Genomic DNA, 15,395 nt, shown 5'->3' on the forward strand with positions numbered 1-15,395 from the left:
GAATGGTATCGCTCGATCAGCTCCTGACGATGGAACAGTTGTGGTCCTGAAGCTCCTCGGCTGCGATGGGTCGGTCTTTAGTTCCCTCGGCCACTAGCAACAAGAATTGGTCCGGTGCAATGTTTGCAATCGCAACCGACGCGTGATCTATCGTATTGCCGTCAGTGGTTACCTTCGCGTAGACGTCTTGGAACAGATTCCTGGACTCGAACGTATTCCTGTTAACCTCTCGTGCTTGGTAAGTGTGATCCTGTAGATTGGCAGGAAGTGACTTCCAGTCAACATACTCAACCAAATTAACATGCTTAAGGCTCTCCGCTGTTGCCGGTGACGCACACGATATGTGGATGTGCAGTTGCTCCTGAGTACGTGCGTTCTTTGGGTTAACTGCAAGTAATATTCCGGGCTCGGGCAGTGAGTTATTTAGGCGCGAGCTGACGAAAGCTCTAGCAGCCCACGCGTCGTAAAGGTAGTTGGGGCTGGCGGGCTCCTGCAAGGCCGGGTCTTCAATTCCCGTGACACGAGCAAGCGGGACTAAAAGGTACTGGTTCGGATCGTAGCTTGCTTTAAATAAAGCCGTTCCAGCCTTTTCATCGACCAGTGTGCAAGGAGCATAAGCACCAGTACGTTGATAGCCGAGTTCGCAACGTTCGTGCACAATTTTCCACAATGCATCGCGGCTGGCTGCAAGCGGATTATTGGGCGGCATCGGCTCGGCCGTAGCAGTTGATGCACCAGTCAACGTGGCGATGGCAACGCATGTTAAGATGTTTTGACATAACAGTCGACCGCTATTCTCCAGTTTGGTGCCGAAAGCGCTCAGCGCTAACCAACGGGGGCCGAATGTAGTGCGAGTCGTTTGTTTCACTATGTCGTGTCGCTCCATTCGCAGTAACGCCGCTAAGCTGCCTGGGCAAAATCAGTTGTCTGCCTTGGCCATCTTGTATAACGACGCTACCCTTGCCGATCCTCACGAACGAGGACACGGGGCGGCTCGTGGACCGATAGAAGGGCTGCATCCCCCATGGCGGTCAACGCGCTTACCCACCACGTCGCCGCGAAGCTGAGTGAAGTCATCGCATGTGGCAAGACTCCCATTCGCCATCTACGGTGTAATTCCTATCGCTGGCGTCCAACTGTGCTATTACACAACGCTGTCTTACATTTGTCAGTCGACGTTGCGTTGCTACTTGAGTATCTGTCACCGGTGCTGGTCGTCGGACAGGTGTGGACTTCCACCCGTAAACGGCTCAAAACGACCACTCTCGTTGGTGCCACATTGCGCGCTCGCAGGTGCGAGTATCGTGCTCAACATCTCCTCCGAAGCCAAGGCTGACATCGTCCACGTGGTGTGGGCACTTGGCGCCACGATACGTGGAGTTTGTTATTTCCTAATTCTCCTACCAGGTGTCAGCTGGCGATGACGATCTCGATTCCTTGACGTTAGACGTCGGCGGATTGGTCATCGGTGCTATTACTGTTGCCCTGCTTGGTATGTGCGGCGTCTTCTCAGTGACTTTTACCACCAACGACACTTTCGCCGCCGACCACACCACATCCCTTGTGGTGCCCTGTCGTGGCATTCGGCATAGTCACCACCGCAAAGGCTAAAGCTTTGAGAAATAGCATAGGCTTTTTATGGAGTAGCTTATCACGCTGACCAACCCTCACTGGCTTGTCAGTCGCGAAATGACCTCCTGGACAGCCCGGATGCGCAGCTCTAGGCGGTTAGCTGGGGTATCAATAAGCTTGTAACCGAATCTGCTGTAACTTTGCTCGTAGATTCGCTCGAACTCCAGTGCGTCGGTCGGCGTCGATATGCTCGAGCTTCGCCGATAAAGCCTTAAAGATCAGCATGCCAAGGTAGACAGTAAATGTATAGGTACATGCCGGCGATTGGTCGAGGACCTGCACACTACCGATGGTTGCGTTGGCGTCGCGCTTGCATTGACACTGTAAGCCGACGATGCCGTGGATGAACGACGCTTGGGTCCACGGCCCTATATCCGCATGCCGGCCTAGCTATGATCTCTAGTCGTCTTCTCACCAGCAATCGTGTAGCCTATTTGCCCTAAACTCCGCAGGATCGACGTCTTGCCCGAACCAGGTTCACGTGTAAAAGTTATACTGTTATGTGTTCTGGGTTCTGGCTGTCGTGAGAAGCTACCTCACTGTGGGGCATTGGTGGGAGTGAGTAGAAGAGTCCTATGGAGGATCCGCGGCGCAGATCGTTCAATCCATCGATCCTGCGTGAAGCGGTGGCCAGGCGGCTTTATCACTGAACCGAACATAAGGCGCTGGCATGGTCCCGACGAAGCCATCTGGTTAACACCGTCGAGATCGACCCCGAAGTTCGCCGACATCATTCGTTTGGAAGCTGAACAATATGCATTGGACGCGCGCGTTATTCAAGATGGCGTCTTTACAGCGATGGAAGGTGTTTGCGACGAGTATCAACTGGATGGTGATGTCTGAGATGATACCGGACTTTCGGAAGGTATCCCAGCTGCGCGGCATCTTTGAACTTGTTGCCGAGTACCGGGCCTCGGTCGGACACTTGGTGCTCCATAACCTTCTTAGCGCGTTACGGATACGCCCTCGAACGCGTTGCCGATGGTTCAGCTCATGAGTACGAGAAAACCAACTTGCCCGGAGGCGCTTAGCCACCTACAGGCTGATTTTGATGTGTGCACTAACGGCCTCAATATGTTCGATGTTGAGCGCGACGAATGTCCGATCAAGTTACGCTAGCGCATCTACCAGAAAACCAACCTACCGCCAGAGCCAAGGCTAGAGCGCCTAGCTGCGGCGCCGGGGTCGTTGAAGTGAACTATCTCCTTGTGGTACCGATTGCCATCGGTTGCATGCCACTGGGAGATCAATGCAAATCATGCCTGCCGGAAATGTACTACAATAGATAGCGCGCGCTAGCTGCAGGGTTGAGCATCAAAATCAGCCGTCGTGTTATTCGGCAAAGGGAAGCCAATAGGTGGTTCCGATTACGAATTTCAGCCCGATCCACAACGACAGGACCACCAAGTTATGCCACGGCACCGATCCTGTCTGCAACCTGGCTGACCCCCACACCTGGGAGGACAATTGACTATAACACCTCCCGAATGCGTACACTCAGCCGGTTCTAGCCAGCTACGATGTTGGCTTCGTGGCAAGCAAGCTCTAGTCTACTCACCGCATGTTGCGTATGGCAGCACTGCAGCAACACTATGTGTCGCTGCGCTCTGTGTCTTGCATGGGCGAGCACTAGTTGGTCAATGCGATGGTAGTTTCATATGTGAACCTCTAGGCGGTTGGTTCCGCTCTTTCTCGCCTGAGGACACCTGTCAATGTCTGAACCGGGCAACTCTTAGGCCAGTGTATTTTCGATCCGGCGCACACCCTGAAGTTTCGGACGGGATCGGTGTCGACACCTCGTGCGACAGCACGCTGCCAGACTAGGGAAGCAAGGATGGTAGCGCATTGCTGCGCTGCGTTGACGTGCATGCTGCTAAGCAAGTGGCACCAGCTGGATACGATTGCAGGAAAAACCGCCGTTGTGCTTGACGCATTCGCTACGATTGTCACACTCCTCCCAGACCAACGAACTTAACTGTAATTGTTGCTACCCACACCACATGGTCTCAGGTTATCGTTAGCCTAAGATGCCTGATAAACTTGTGATAAAATATTTTGTCATGTTTGAGCATTAGCCGTGAATTCAAGATTTACCTGCGCCTCGTTCGCCGGACAACACGGCGTATTCGAGGAGGGAATGCTATCAGTTGGCTATGGAAGATGCGACAGCGCAAGAGATTTCTAGTCGCAAATAGTAGTCACATCTTCGACATCGACATGGTTGAATGCACATACGGTGGACGGTCTAGTCTCAACGGACAAGGAGGACAACCGCACTCCATACCCTACTACCAAGGTGACGTAGATCGGGTTGGGATAACCCGACAAGCAGGCACATAAATGTCGGCAATCGATGGAATCGGTGAGCCGCTATAAAGAGCGATTCCACTTCGATTACGTGTCAGCCGAGGTTTTCGAAATAGGGTGATTCGTTCTTGGACGCTAACTTGAACGACGCATTCTGCAACATGCCGACCATCTTCTTATTCACCATTTTCTTGAGGCCTGGATCGGTGAAGTCGCGCATACGCCACGGCGACTTCGGGTCGTGTGATCACCTCTTATAGCGCGACGACATCAAGGTCATCGAGGTACATCACCAGGCCCTCGGTGAGCACCAGCGCTTTCGCATCGCTGTCCAGCGCTTCGTTGAAGAACTCATCGCGTGCGTACGAGTCGGGCCAGGTCGACCGCAGGCCAGATCACTTGGCATAGCGGTTTCTGGTCGGCAAACAGATGGGCCTTCTCCGTGAGCAACTTCGATAGATCCACCTCGACCCAGGTGAAGCAAGCTGGAAAGCTCAAATTATGCGGTCGTGTATCCAAGCTAGCGGCCAAGTTTAACATTCAGTCACAGTCGTCGGCGATCGTTTCGGCAATGGCGTTATCGATGATCTTCATGCGCGCAACGAGCCACCAGCCGTTGCGACGCATCCGTGTAACTCTGGCGACGATGGCACTTCCCTGTTCACTGGTAAGGCGTTTAGCAAGCGGATCATTGAACAACGCATCTTGACATTCCGAATCGGCTGATCGATACAACGCCGTCCAGCGAACCAATCCAACTCGAGGTCGACGATCCTGTATGCATCGAATGTCAGGAAAGAGCGAATCGCATTCCAACAAAGGCTAATCCAGAAGGAACTTGAATCTCGAGGTGTCAAACATGCGCGTCAACAAAACATATACATATATAAAAACATATACATATATAAAAACATATACATATATAGAAGTAGCCACATATAGAAGTAGCCACCAGATCCAGTGTTATGAATCTACTCAATACCAGTATGTGGTAGATATATTGAAGAGGTTTGTCGGGCGGGCGACACAATTTAGAATTGGTAGAGTCCCAATAACGCCTCAGGCTAAGAAAACGATCAAGTGGTTCAACGATGCAACCGTGCTTGCGTTAGTGGTTGGGTCGCACGCTGGCGTAGGCAGCGTGATTAACACGTAGAGCGACAACACCGCTGTCCAGTGTCATGATCGTGGTCACACAAACGACCGGTCTCGCCACTAAAGTGCCTACTACGGACAACATTATGCTCCCCAGCTGCTATTGGTGAGGCTGAATGCTACACCACGACGATCAATTGCGGTGGGTCACCGTTCAAGGTGCCACGCTCTCGGGTTCAATGTAATGTGTCCTGGGCTGCTATCGTCCTTTGCTTATGCCTAATATAGATCGTCGCTGTATGATGTTGACGACAGGGATCGGTATCCTGGCCGCAGTCACTGTCCCTGTCTCGGAGGCGTGGGCTCGCCCATCCGGACAGGAAACGCCGGCGGGTCGACTCCCCTCGCCAACCGCCCCGTTCGGTCAAACCGGGACCTATCTTTTCCAGGATGAATTCGATGGCCCGGCCGGCTCCGCGCCCAATCCGTCTAAATGGGCCGTTGCGCAAGCCCGCGAGCAAATTAAGGACCCGACGTATTGGGAAAGACCAGAGAACATCGGACAGTACCGCGATGATCGCCGAAACGTGTTCCTCGACGGTAAGTCCAACTTAGTACTCCGTGCTACGAAAGATGGGCCCACGTATTACAGCGGCAAGATTCAAAGTCTTTGGCGGGGTGGCGTCGACCATACTTGGGAAGCTCGGATCAAACTTGATTGCCTGACTGCCGGCAGCTGGCCCGCCTTCTGGCTAGGTAATCAGGATCAGGGCGAAATCGACATACTCGAGTGGTACGGCAACGGTAGCTGGCCCTCCGCCACTACCGTCCACGCAAAAGCAAACGGCAGTGAATGGAAAACTCGCAACATCGCAGTGGACAGCGGCTGGCATACCTGGCGATGCCAGTGGAATGAGGTGGGCATCCACTTCTGGAAAGACTATGTTGACGGCGCACAACCATACTTCGATGTACCAGCGAGCTCCCTACCGAATTGGCCGTTTAGTGCCTCCGGCTATACCACTTTCCCGGTGTTGAATCTTGCGATTGCTGGTTCAGGTGGCGGTGACCCTGGACCGGGAACCTACCCCGCGGACATGCTCGTCGACTGGGTGCATGTCTGGTAATAGCCGCAGCCTACAAGGCCTGAATTGCCATGTACGTGATGGGCTTGTCAACGTGACCCGGTGTCTCTAGCGCAGACCATGTTGACGTCGGTTGCGTCGAGAATGCGGACATTCACTGTGTCGACCTGCACGACGGTCGACGCATCCCGTTCCATTCTGCACAGTCACCGTCAACAGAGCAGAATCGACTGAGACAAGTCATGATCAAGTGCCATCTCGGTCAAGCCGTTGTCAAGCAACCACGTACTGGAAGATAAAGTGGTCGACCTACCTCGGTCTTGTCGTCGCTCAGAGACTCTTAGCAAGGGAATCTTGGCATATTCGAGGTTTGGATGCTAGGCCCTTGTGCGATGGTCGATTTGCGGGCAAGGAGGATACACGATTAGCAAGCTTGGTTTCTGGAGCGTTGTCATGCTTGGCGTCAACTCGATAATCGGGGCAGGTATTTTCTTGACTCCCGGTGCGGTGATCAAACTCGCTGGGCCGTTCGCCCCGATTGCATATATCCTGGCAGGAATTTTTGCGGCCGTGATGGCGATCGTCTTTGCTACAGCGGCCAAGTATGTCAAGACGAACGGCGCTTCCTATGCCTACACCACGGCTGCATTTGGCCACCGAGTTGGCATCTACGTCGGTGTTACTCATGCGATTACCGCCTCTATCGCGTGGGGAGTCCTGGCTTCTCTGTTTGTCTCTACGTTTTTGAGAGTGGCTTTTCCCGAACATGTTTGGGCAGACACCAACGAGCTTATCAGTGTGAAGACGTTAACTTTCCTGATCTTCATCGGATTATTATGGGCTATAAATGTATTTGGTAACCGTGTTATCAGGTGGGCTAACGGAATCTCAACTTTGGGAAAAATTTTCGCGTTATCGGCTTTTATCGTCGGCGGGCTATGGATAGTCGTCACACATCACGTGAACAACTACGCGACATCCTGGTCAGCGTATCAGCCTACAGCGTACTCATTACTCGGTGTTGTCGAAATAGGAAAGAGTACCGCTGCAAGTATGGCACTCGCCACGATCGTCGCGTTGTACGCATTCACTGGTTTCGAATCGATAGCTAATGCCGCCGAAGAGATGGACACACCGAACTGCACCCTTCCTAGAGCCATACCACTAGCAATCCTCACCGTCAGTGCCATCTATATGCTTGCCTTAGTCGTAGCAATGCTGCTGGGATCGGACAAGATTGTCGCGACTAACCACACCGTGAAACTAGCCGCGGCCGTCGAAAACGATATTTTCCGCACTATCATCGTTGTTGGAGCCTTAGTCTCGATGTTCGGCATCAACGTGGCGGCCTCGTTCGGTGCTCCCCGGCTCTGGACTGCGTTGTCGGAAAGGAGAATTCTTCCGATAAGGTTGTCGAGCAAGAACCGATTCGGAGTTCCTATGGTCGCCTTTGGACTCACAGCATTCCTAGCACTCGCCTTCCTACTGTCACTTCGATTTGACAGCCTGAACCTCACCGGTCTGGCAGTGATCGCTCGATTCATCCAATTCATAACTGTACCGATCGCGCTCTTCGTGTTGGCACGTTCTCGGACACCAGAGTATGTGGCTGTAAAGCGAAATACGTTTACCGACAAGGTGTTGCCGATCGCTGCGGTCGTGCTTTCAGTCGGTCTAGCGGTGTCTTTCGACTACCGTTCCATCTTTCTCACGCGTGAAGGCCCCAATTACTTTTCGACTGCTTTGATTGTGATCACCTTTATTGGCATACCGGCAATTGCCTACCTCCACTACTACAGAACCAGTGGTCTGAAGTGGGCCAAGAGTGTATTGGCGCTTCGAAGCGTGGGTAGTCCAAACTCGGGCTCAGATGCTATCGTTAAAAGTGACCCGACGTCGGTCGAGCACCGATGAGCGGAGGTTTTGCTCGGAACCAGGTTCAATTTGAGCGCATCGGTTGGGTCTCGCACTGTGGTTGTTTGCTGACTTCGCCTAGCTTAAACACGGCGTTCGGCTATTACCGATAGCTCTCCCCTAACAACTTGTTTTACCCACCTGATCGCTGAAAGCGCGGATAACCATGCCGGTGTTCGTGTTTGCCAGGCCTCGGTGATCCAATTGCCTGCCGAGCCTGCAGACTACCTGGGTGCCGCTCGGGTGTTCGAGAACGAGTACATCGTCGAGGAAGTCCAAGGTGGGCATTTCATGCATCGGAAGCATTCTGGGACATTCACTAAGCGGCTTTTGGATCGTCTGTGAGAACATTATTTTGGTATTGCACCCCTTCACCGTCAGCCGAAATCACCGTGGACATCGCCACAATGGTGCAGCTGCCCGGGTGTCTCGTGTGACGACCACTAGGCGGGGAACAGCGTAACGACCCACCATGCTGCAATGGCAGGCGCTGCGATCATTTGGATTTGCTACGAATGTTGCAATCGATCCGGAGCACCGAGTCATTCCCGGGTTCTTCACAGATTGCGTACTTTTCCTGTCGGACCTTTCGCATTGGTTCGACTAGAATAGGTTCCATCGTCCAGCCAAGCTGGACCTAAAGTCCTTGACGGTAAATGCGCCACGGTGCAGTTACCATAGGTCCGGTGGCGGTCCCAACACACATTTTGTGTCCACTTACAAGTACCACAGGAGCAGTACACAAATGGAATCCATGTCACACGATCCAGCCGCTGGTGACATTGGCTCACAACTAGTAGACATCGCTGGTCAGGGCCTGGCCTCCGGTGCGTCGGCGTTGCCGTCATTGACATCGCTAATACCCGCCGGCAGTGAGGAAGTTTCGATGCAGGCGGCACTGGCGTTTATGCAAGATGCCACTCAGTTATTGGCCTCCAACAGTTCGGCACAACAAGAGCTTTTGCAAGCCGGCATGGCGTTGATGAATATCTCGCGCACGTATTCGCAGGTTGATGATACTGCTGCGGATACTTTAGGGTTCGGGGCGATCGCCCATGCAGTCTCGAATGAGTTGGCGGGTGGATCAGGCGTAAACACGGGTACGGGAGTGATGCGCACAGAGGCGCTAAGCGTGGCTCGCATGCCACTGATAAGCCAATTCGTCGACAACCCAGTTATCGGAGGGACAACTGCCCCAATGGTCGCCAATGCTGCATCATCGGCGCTTGGCACCGGTGCTGCCCCACTGAGCTCAACAGGCCGAGGCAGGCAAGCCGGCGCTAGCTCCAAACCAGGGCTAGTGTCGTCGGTCGCCCAGGATCAGGACGACTACGACAGCGACGAGACCGAAGAGGAGGAAACCGCTTACGGTCACACGCTGTGATCAAGGCACCAATCCTGCCCGGCGGGTTCTATCCTCTGGTCAGTGCCATATCCTTAACTTGACAGCATAGCGGGGTTCCGACTCGCTACACAATGTCTCTGCTTAAAGAATAATGCCGTAGGTCATTGTTGCTACAGTGACCATTGGTGGCGAGCACTCACTGAGAAATCGTAACCGGTATGCTCATCCCCGGACCTGAACGCGTCTCCTACGCTTGTGCTGTCACTCGAATGGTGAAGGAGGTGCCGTGACCAACCCCGAACTGGCCACCGTGTTGCACAACATGAAGGTCCCAGAGCGTATGACCGGTAGTCGGGCGCTCCGTGCCTTCTTACTCGAGCACGCAGAGGATGCACCAAAGAGCCCGGAAGAACTCCAACAGTTGAACGGGTTGATCCTCGTTTCGCACCTGGAGGTGGTTAATGCCCTCGGCGCGCTGGAGGAACGCTTCGCCTTGGCGCGGTTCCGGAAGCGCAGAAGATGCTTCTAGTGCCGATCGAGAATCCGTCTCGGTTTGTAGCCCGTGCGATACCTGCCAACCGTGAGTTGGCTAACCACTGCGTACTGGCTGGGGGTGCGTATGCGGACGAGCGAGCCTCCCCTATTCGAGATTATCGGTGGCTTAACAACAGCGAACTCGACTATGCGTGGAGTGTAGCCAGCGCTGCTGCACAATCGGCTCCTCGAGGATTTCCGGTACCAGTTGCACGTGTGTGACCTTGCCGTCGGCATCAATTATCACGATGGCCCGTGCCAGGAGACCGGCCATCGGACCATCGGCGATGGTGACGACATAGTCCCCACCAAAACTGTCACAGAATGCCAAAGTCGTTGTGACGTTATTGGTTGTCTCTGCGCGGCAGAATTTTTTTTCTGCACGAACGGTAGATCTTTTGAGATGCGTGCCACGGTCAGACCAGTAGTGACAGCACGCTCGTCGAAGATCCGCACGCTAGTCGCACATACCGGAGGGTGTCCACGGACGGAAAAATGCTCATGATAGCCGGGTTGATGCCAAGTTCATGATTTGCAGGGTGGTTATCGCCGGCGTGCAGTCGCTTGATGTGGTGGAGTCGAATGAAGCGTTTAGCGACGCAACGTTGCCGACCAGAGATGGATATGACGTAGCTATGGCCTCAATGACAGGTAGGCGCATTGCTGTGCCTCCAAGGGACGGTCACACCTGACCAAGGCCATGACCATAGAGTTCGCGCCGCATAAGATCCGGGTCATTCACGTCAGTCCGGGCTATGCTCTCACCGAGCTCGTCGAGCCTTACTACCCAACTTCACCCCTCTGTGAGAACCAAAGGCTCCGATGAGCCGATAGGACCGACCTGAAGAACTCACCGAACTCATACCTCTACTTGGTCAGTGAGGCATCCAGATCATATGACGTTCTTCTACATTGTAATTCACACTGCCTGTGAAACCATCAGGCACAGTTGACGAGCGAGACAAGAATGACTAGAGCGCGTCAGCATAACTAATAGGATGCAGAGCGTACAGTTTCAGCATTACTTATCTTGCCGGTGATCTTACGCTCGATACTGGTTTGTGTAGCGGTTGGCAACACGATAGGACCATCGAGTTCCTTACCGGCTACATCATAACCATTTTGGTGCTTGCAGCACGCAGCAGAGTTCGAAGCCACTCGAAACAGACTCCGAAAAGCGGCAATTCGCTGCTGTCCTTCTCGTGAGAAATCGTTACTGCGTCTGCGTTCTACCTCCACCTCAACGAGGTTGAAAGCTGTCATATAGTTCTCAATGGTGACCCGATACTACATCGCACCTTTGCGGTTAATAGAGCAGGTCTTCTGCTTTTACCATACGCAAGAAGTCCAAACAGAGCCTGGCTTTGTGGAAATCGATCGTGAACTGATCTCACATATAGATTATGAGCGGGAAGTCGAGAAGCTTGGCGACATCGAGTTAATAATCTAACTATCGTGTGTCGGTATGGCGGTACTCGTCCATTTTATCTGAGCGACTGCCACTGCGCGGTTTGATTATTTCTGGCGTACCGGCGCGACGCAGTGGCAGCATCTCGCATTCGTTCCCGATCCCAACCTTGTGGTTCCTCGTCTAGCAGCTTATTTGCGGTCAAGCGCTCTCATAGTAGCGACCCACATCCGCCAGTGGTAGTATCGCAATTAGCAATTTCGTTAACCGGAACAGCAAAACCACATAGCTAGGGCGTTACCTCGGTGATCGCCGTAGTGGACGTTAGCCGCATAGTGCAACGGCCGGCTCGCGGATTGACAATTACATTGGCCGGTGTGAGTTCGTCACAGTGCTGGAACCAACTAGTCACATGCGCGATAGCCGTTGTGCCGCTGACTGGATTCATGCCGGCCAGGCCGAGCGCAATCGATCCGGCATGCGCTAACGGGCTTCTCGGTGCCATGCAGGTAGGTAAGTATCAGCTGACTACTTCAAAGGCTGGTAACAACCAGGACTACGTCATCGCGTGAGGCTATCTGGGGCGGACGATGCGCGCGACGTATGGGGCGACATCCCCCGATCAAGACGCGGACTGCTTGTCAGAGTTCTCATCAATCATACGTTAATAGGTAAAGCGCGTGCTAGTCACTGGGATAGCCAACACTTTCCGTGCCGACACGGATATGTTAGCGTCGCTCGGAATTCATTGGTATCAGTTGATACTCGACGTGGAGTACATCACTCCGTTCGGACCAGGAGCAAACACGCTACCTCCATTCTACAAGATGCATGCCGACCCACACGAGCCAGGAGCGCCCTCTCCATTCATCGTTGATCAAGCGACGATCCCCTGAAGAAGCCCCGCTGTGGACGGTACATAGCTCACGCCCAATTCGCCGCTTAGGTATTGCTCGCCGCAAGCCCAGCTTGCCATTGGTGATGGGTGCAACAGCACCGGGCGGCAGCAGGCGTATGTCAGCGACACACAACCCGTGACGATACACTAGCGTTGCTGCTATGGCCTTGATCACTGGCTGCTAGTCGGCTCTGCCGATGTCCGCCGCGCAATTTGGCAATGATCACCAGTTGTGGACTCGTGTTATCGCTCGTCGCTCGGAGAACTGCGTTGGCTGGTACGGAGAATGCCGTCACATATCCGCGTCGCACCATCGGTGATGCATCCGCAGCAGTCACTTCTACGTCCTGGGGATAATGATTACGGTTACCGATGGTCATCAGGTTCGCGATTGAGCCGGTGACATAGAGTTCGCCGTCGAGATACACGCCAAAGTCTCCGATGCATAGCCATACGCCCTTGACGGCCGAGCTATCAGCGCGGCTTCCTAGTCCAAACCAGGATCGCAGTGTGGTGCCAAAGGTCACCCGATGTTCGTCCGGCCGTTGCCAGTAGCTGGATCCAATGTTGTTACTCTGCAATCATATTTCGCCTAACTCGCCGTCAGATAGTTCCGTTTAAGTTTCAGGGTCTACGGTCACACCCTATTATCTACGAACCATCCGATCGCACGACACCTACGCCACCGCATTAGCGGCATCGGTCGCGATGCGTATTTCCTTGTCAGCTCGATCAACAGCAAGACCGCAGTGGCGGTGAACTTCTTGGATACCGAGGCAATATCAAACACGGTGTCGGTGGTGATCGGGTCGCCGGTTGACATGTTGGCAATGCCGCGTACCCCAGTCCAAACGATTCTTCCTTTAAATCCAACTGCCGCTGAGCACCCTGGTGTACCAACCTTGATAGCACACGTTTGCTGCAAGCCCTGATAGCGGCGTCATTTATGATAGGAGCGGCGGGCTTCTTGCCCGAACTGTCGCAGGCGGTAAGCAACAATACAACCGCGAACAACAACAGTAACTCTTCGCTTCGCCATGCCTGGAATGATTGCATCCGAGTGCAGCTACTGCACGACAGTGACGTTTTGAATTGTAGCTATGCACGTGACGTAGCCTCATTGGGTGCGCACACAATTTCCGGGGTAGAGTACGTGGGAATGCTATTTAGCTTTCTCACCAAGGAATGAGCATGTCGGATCGGCGATTTTCGTTCGAGGTCACCCGGACTAGTAGCGCATCGGCCACAATTTCGTCCCGGTTTGTGACGGATGACGTCAACTGGGCGAAGTGAGTTAAGCCGATCGTTCTTCAATCAAGTTAGGCACGCCTTGGTGATCCGGAGCTGGGCGGCATCGGGGCAGTCCGCAAGATGGGGATGTGGTCTATGCTGGTGCGCGAGGAGACCGCCGAGTACAAGCAGAATCGTCGGCACCTCTACAAGATGATCGAACCCCCGAGCCCAACCAAAGACTACTTTGGTGAAGTGTTTTTAACGCTGAGTGCAGCAGGTGGTATTGACATACGCTGGAGTGGTTGGTTTATCGAAAAAAATTCCTGGAACGGGTCCAGTGATGCGGGCAGCGCTAGAGCGGATGGTTCGGTACTTCGCGGGTCGTTTGGTAAAGGCGGCCGAGCGCGAGTTAGGCAGCGGGCGGTAATGTTTATCTTAGGATTCAAAAATTTTCGTTTTGTTAGTCTTGGTTGGCTTGGTAAGTGGCGCTGTTGTTGAGCGTGATATTTTCACCATTGTTGGGGAGCTACGTAGAGCCGACCTCGTACTGAATATTTATCGGTCATGTGCTCGATGGTCTGTAGCTGCCACTACACTGGGTCATCCCGTACTAGGCTGGCTCGTGCGGCAACGTCGAGCGTCGGTTGAGCTTGGCCCTGAAAGAGAAGTATAATTTCGGCGGCACACAATTCGGCGCAACCTTTAATTGCTGCATGATTGGCCCACCCGTGACCCATCTGCAGCATGCAACCGAATTCACTGGGCTTGTCCCACAACTGCTGCACCTGTGTACGTACCCGTTCCAGGGTGTCAATCACACCGGTGCCCACGTTATTGATGATGTCAATCATTCCGTAGAATTAGTCACTCGACATAATCATCTGTGGGAATGCAGTTACCTTCTGAAAATATCGGAACCACGCCTCGACACCGAATTTCACATCGGCTCGCGCCTGCTCATCCGTCCCGGCAATATAGAAAAGCCCGCCTAGAGACCAGTTCGCGCGGTCAATTTTCGTCCCGAAAGCCGCGACGCGCTCCTCGGCGATGCCTCTACGGTTAGGTGAGTTCGTCGAAACCTTCAATCGTCAGCGCTGCTCCGATGGACAGCAGACCGCGATAGCCGTGTTTGCCCGCCAACCGCGCACCGGTCGGCAAGGCCGACTGCAGTGACCGCCAACGGGATGCCTCCGTCCAGAGTACGGGGCAAGCTGGGGTCTGGCATCGAATAACTGGTGTGTGACGATTTTAGCGATCGCAGTTTCCCGGCCAGTAGACGCACAAAGATGTAGAGATTTGACTTTGAGAAGTCTACACGTGTTAGTGAGAGTTAATCCAATCATTACGGAATTGGTAGACAGCGAAACCTGGCCCGACGCTATCGATGATTCAACCATAAGTGAGATTACCAAGCGGCATCAGCCGGTCGGCGACTCAGAGCGGGTTGTGATACGCGAGCGAGATAGAACCCATTACCACACCGAACCCACTTGTCTGCGTTGCGCAGCGACGGCGGTGAAGATATTCGGCGCGCTAATGGTCTCACTGCCGGCCAAGTGGTGCTCATTCAACCAGACTTCGTCGAACCTAAAGGCGTCAAGGTGTTCAATGAATCCTACATCCCATTGTAGTACGAAAGTAGAATTCGTGCCTGCGCGGTGGAATAGGTCGATGAAATATCCAAACCTGAACTTGACCACTGTGGTCCCCTTACAGTCGAGGTGACCGAGCCATACCCTCAATTGCGGCGCCATGCCAGACGAAGGTGTTGTTAGCGTTGTGGTGCTGTTCGATGCCTTATTGCTGCCACCATCGCATCCCAACCGCTACCACATAGCGTGGCTACGCCGTCGAGAAGTGCGAACGCCGTCCTAGGTTGAGTTCTAATCCAGCCCACTTCCGTTCCGCCCACTTTTTCTAACCCTATATTGGATGAGTAAACGG

8 protein-coding genes and 8 pseudogenes are annotated in these 15,395 nt (G+C 53.6%); 10 read left to right on the forward strand and 6 right to left on the reverse strand.

The window, feature by feature from the left end:
- Positions 1-16 precede the first annotated feature (16 nt).
- Positions 17-802 (reverse strand): CDP-diacylglycerol diphosphatase, encoded by a 786-nt coding sequence (locus MUBE_RS13050; protein WP_424399101.1) that lies wholly within the window; start codon positions 800-802, stop codon positions 17-19.
- 605 nt (positions 803-1,407) lie between these two features.
- Here MUBE_RS13050 and MUBE_RS13060 point away from each other — a divergent pair.
- Together MUBE_RS13060 and MUBE_RS18455 are read left to right on the forward strand one after the other, a co-directional pair.
- Entirely contained in the window at positions 1,408-1,611 is a 204-nt protein-coding gene (locus MUBE_RS13060; RefSeq protein WP_116540864.1) for a hypothetical protein, read from the forward strand.
- Positions 1,612-2,952: 1,341 nt separating this feature from the next.
- Positions 2,953-3,100, forward strand: a pseudogene (locus tag MUBE_RS18455) (cutinase family protein); the annotation flags it as partial.
- 783 nt (positions 3,101-3,883) lie between these two features.
- Here MUBE_RS18455 and MUBE_RS13075 read toward each other — a convergent pair.
- A pseudogene (locus MUBE_RS13075) lies at positions 3,884-4,674 on the reverse strand (class I SAM-dependent methyltransferase).
- A gap of 635 nt (positions 4,675-5,309) precedes the next feature.
- Here MUBE_RS13075 and MUBE_RS13080 point away from each other — a divergent pair.
- The 5 genes and pseudogenes from MUBE_RS13080 to MUBE_RS13100 all read left to right on the forward strand — a co-directional run bounded on the left by MUBE_RS13080 (position 5,310) and on the right by MUBE_RS13100 (position 9,907).
- Positions 5,310-6,161 carry a glycoside hydrolase family 16 protein gene (locus tag MUBE_RS13080; RefSeq protein ID WP_116540866.1) on the forward strand — a complete coding sequence of 284 codons (852 nt, stop codon included), beginning with the start codon at positions 5,310-5,312 and terminating at the stop codon, positions 6,159-6,161.
- Between the two features lie 411 nt (positions 6,162-6,572).
- Positions 6,573-7,919 (forward strand): annotated as a pseudogene (locus MUBE_RS13085) (APC family permease); the annotation flags it as partial.
- 309 nt (positions 7,920-8,228) lie between these two features.
- The gene (locus tag MUBE_RS16080; protein WP_165849865.1) at positions 8,229-8,378 is read left to right on the forward strand and encodes a hypothetical protein; all 150 of its coding nucleotides are present in this window, start codon (positions 8,229-8,231) and stop codon (positions 8,376-8,378) included.
- Between the two features lie 409 nt (positions 8,379-8,787).
- The gene (locus MUBE_RS20535) at positions 8,788-9,417 is read left to right on the forward strand and encodes a PE family protein (protein ID WP_279386739.1); all 630 of its coding nucleotides are present in this window, start codon (positions 8,788-8,790) and stop codon (positions 9,415-9,417) included.
- Positions 9,418-9,664: 247 nt separating this feature from the next.
- Entirely contained in the window at positions 9,665-9,907 is a 243-nt protein-coding gene (locus MUBE_RS13100) for a hypothetical protein (RefSeq protein ID WP_243633056.1), read from the forward strand.
- A gap of 151 nt (positions 9,908-10,058) precedes the next feature.
- Here the strand turns inward: MUBE_RS13100 and tpx are convergent.
- Positions 10,059-10,418 (reverse strand): annotated as a pseudogene (gene tpx, locus MUBE_RS18465) (thiol peroxidase); the annotation flags it as partial.
- 149 nt (positions 10,419-10,567) lie between these two features.
- On the opposite strand from tpx, the pseudogene MUBE_RS20540 reads away from it, so the two are divergent.
- Together MUBE_RS20540 and MUBE_RS18475 are read left to right on the forward strand one after the other, a co-directional pair.
- A pseudogene (locus tag MUBE_RS20540) lies at positions 10,568-10,743 on the forward strand (short-chain dehydrogenase); the annotation flags it as partial.
- Between the two features lie 882 nt (positions 10,744-11,625).
- Entirely contained in the window at positions 11,626-11,892 is a 267-nt protein-coding gene (locus MUBE_RS18475; RefSeq protein ID WP_243633057.1) for a hypothetical protein, read from the forward strand.
- Positions 11,893-12,337: 445 nt separating this feature from the next.
- Here MUBE_RS18475 and MUBE_RS13125 read toward each other — a convergent pair whose 3' ends face one another.
- Both MUBE_RS13125 and MUBE_RS18480 read right to left on the reverse strand, forming a co-directional pair.
- Positions 12,338-12,799 carry a hypothetical protein gene (locus MUBE_RS13125; RefSeq protein ID WP_116540872.1) on the reverse strand — a complete coding sequence of 154 codons (462 nt, stop codon included), beginning with the start codon at positions 12,797-12,799 and terminating at the stop codon, positions 12,338-12,340.
- A gap of 146 nt (positions 12,800-12,945) precedes the next feature.
- Positions 12,946-13,128 (reverse strand): annotated as a pseudogene (locus MUBE_RS18480) (serine hydrolase); the annotation flags it as partial.
- A gap of 281 nt (positions 13,129-13,409) precedes the next feature.
- Between MUBE_RS18480 and MUBE_RS18485 the strand changes: the two are divergent.
- Positions 13,410-13,878, forward strand: a pseudogene (locus MUBE_RS18485) (SRPBCC family protein).
- 166 nt (positions 13,879-14,044) lie between these two features.
- Here MUBE_RS18485 and MUBE_RS18490 read toward each other — a convergent pair.
- A pseudogene (locus MUBE_RS18490) lies at positions 14,045-15,151 on the reverse strand (LLM class flavin-dependent oxidoreductase); the annotation flags it as partial.
- Positions 15,152-15,395: the final 244 nt, after the last annotated feature.

It is taken from the genome of Mycobacterium uberis (assembly GCF_003408705.1).
GTDB lineage: Bacteria > Actinomycetota > Actinomycetes > Mycobacteriales > Mycobacteriaceae > Mycobacterium > Mycobacterium uberis.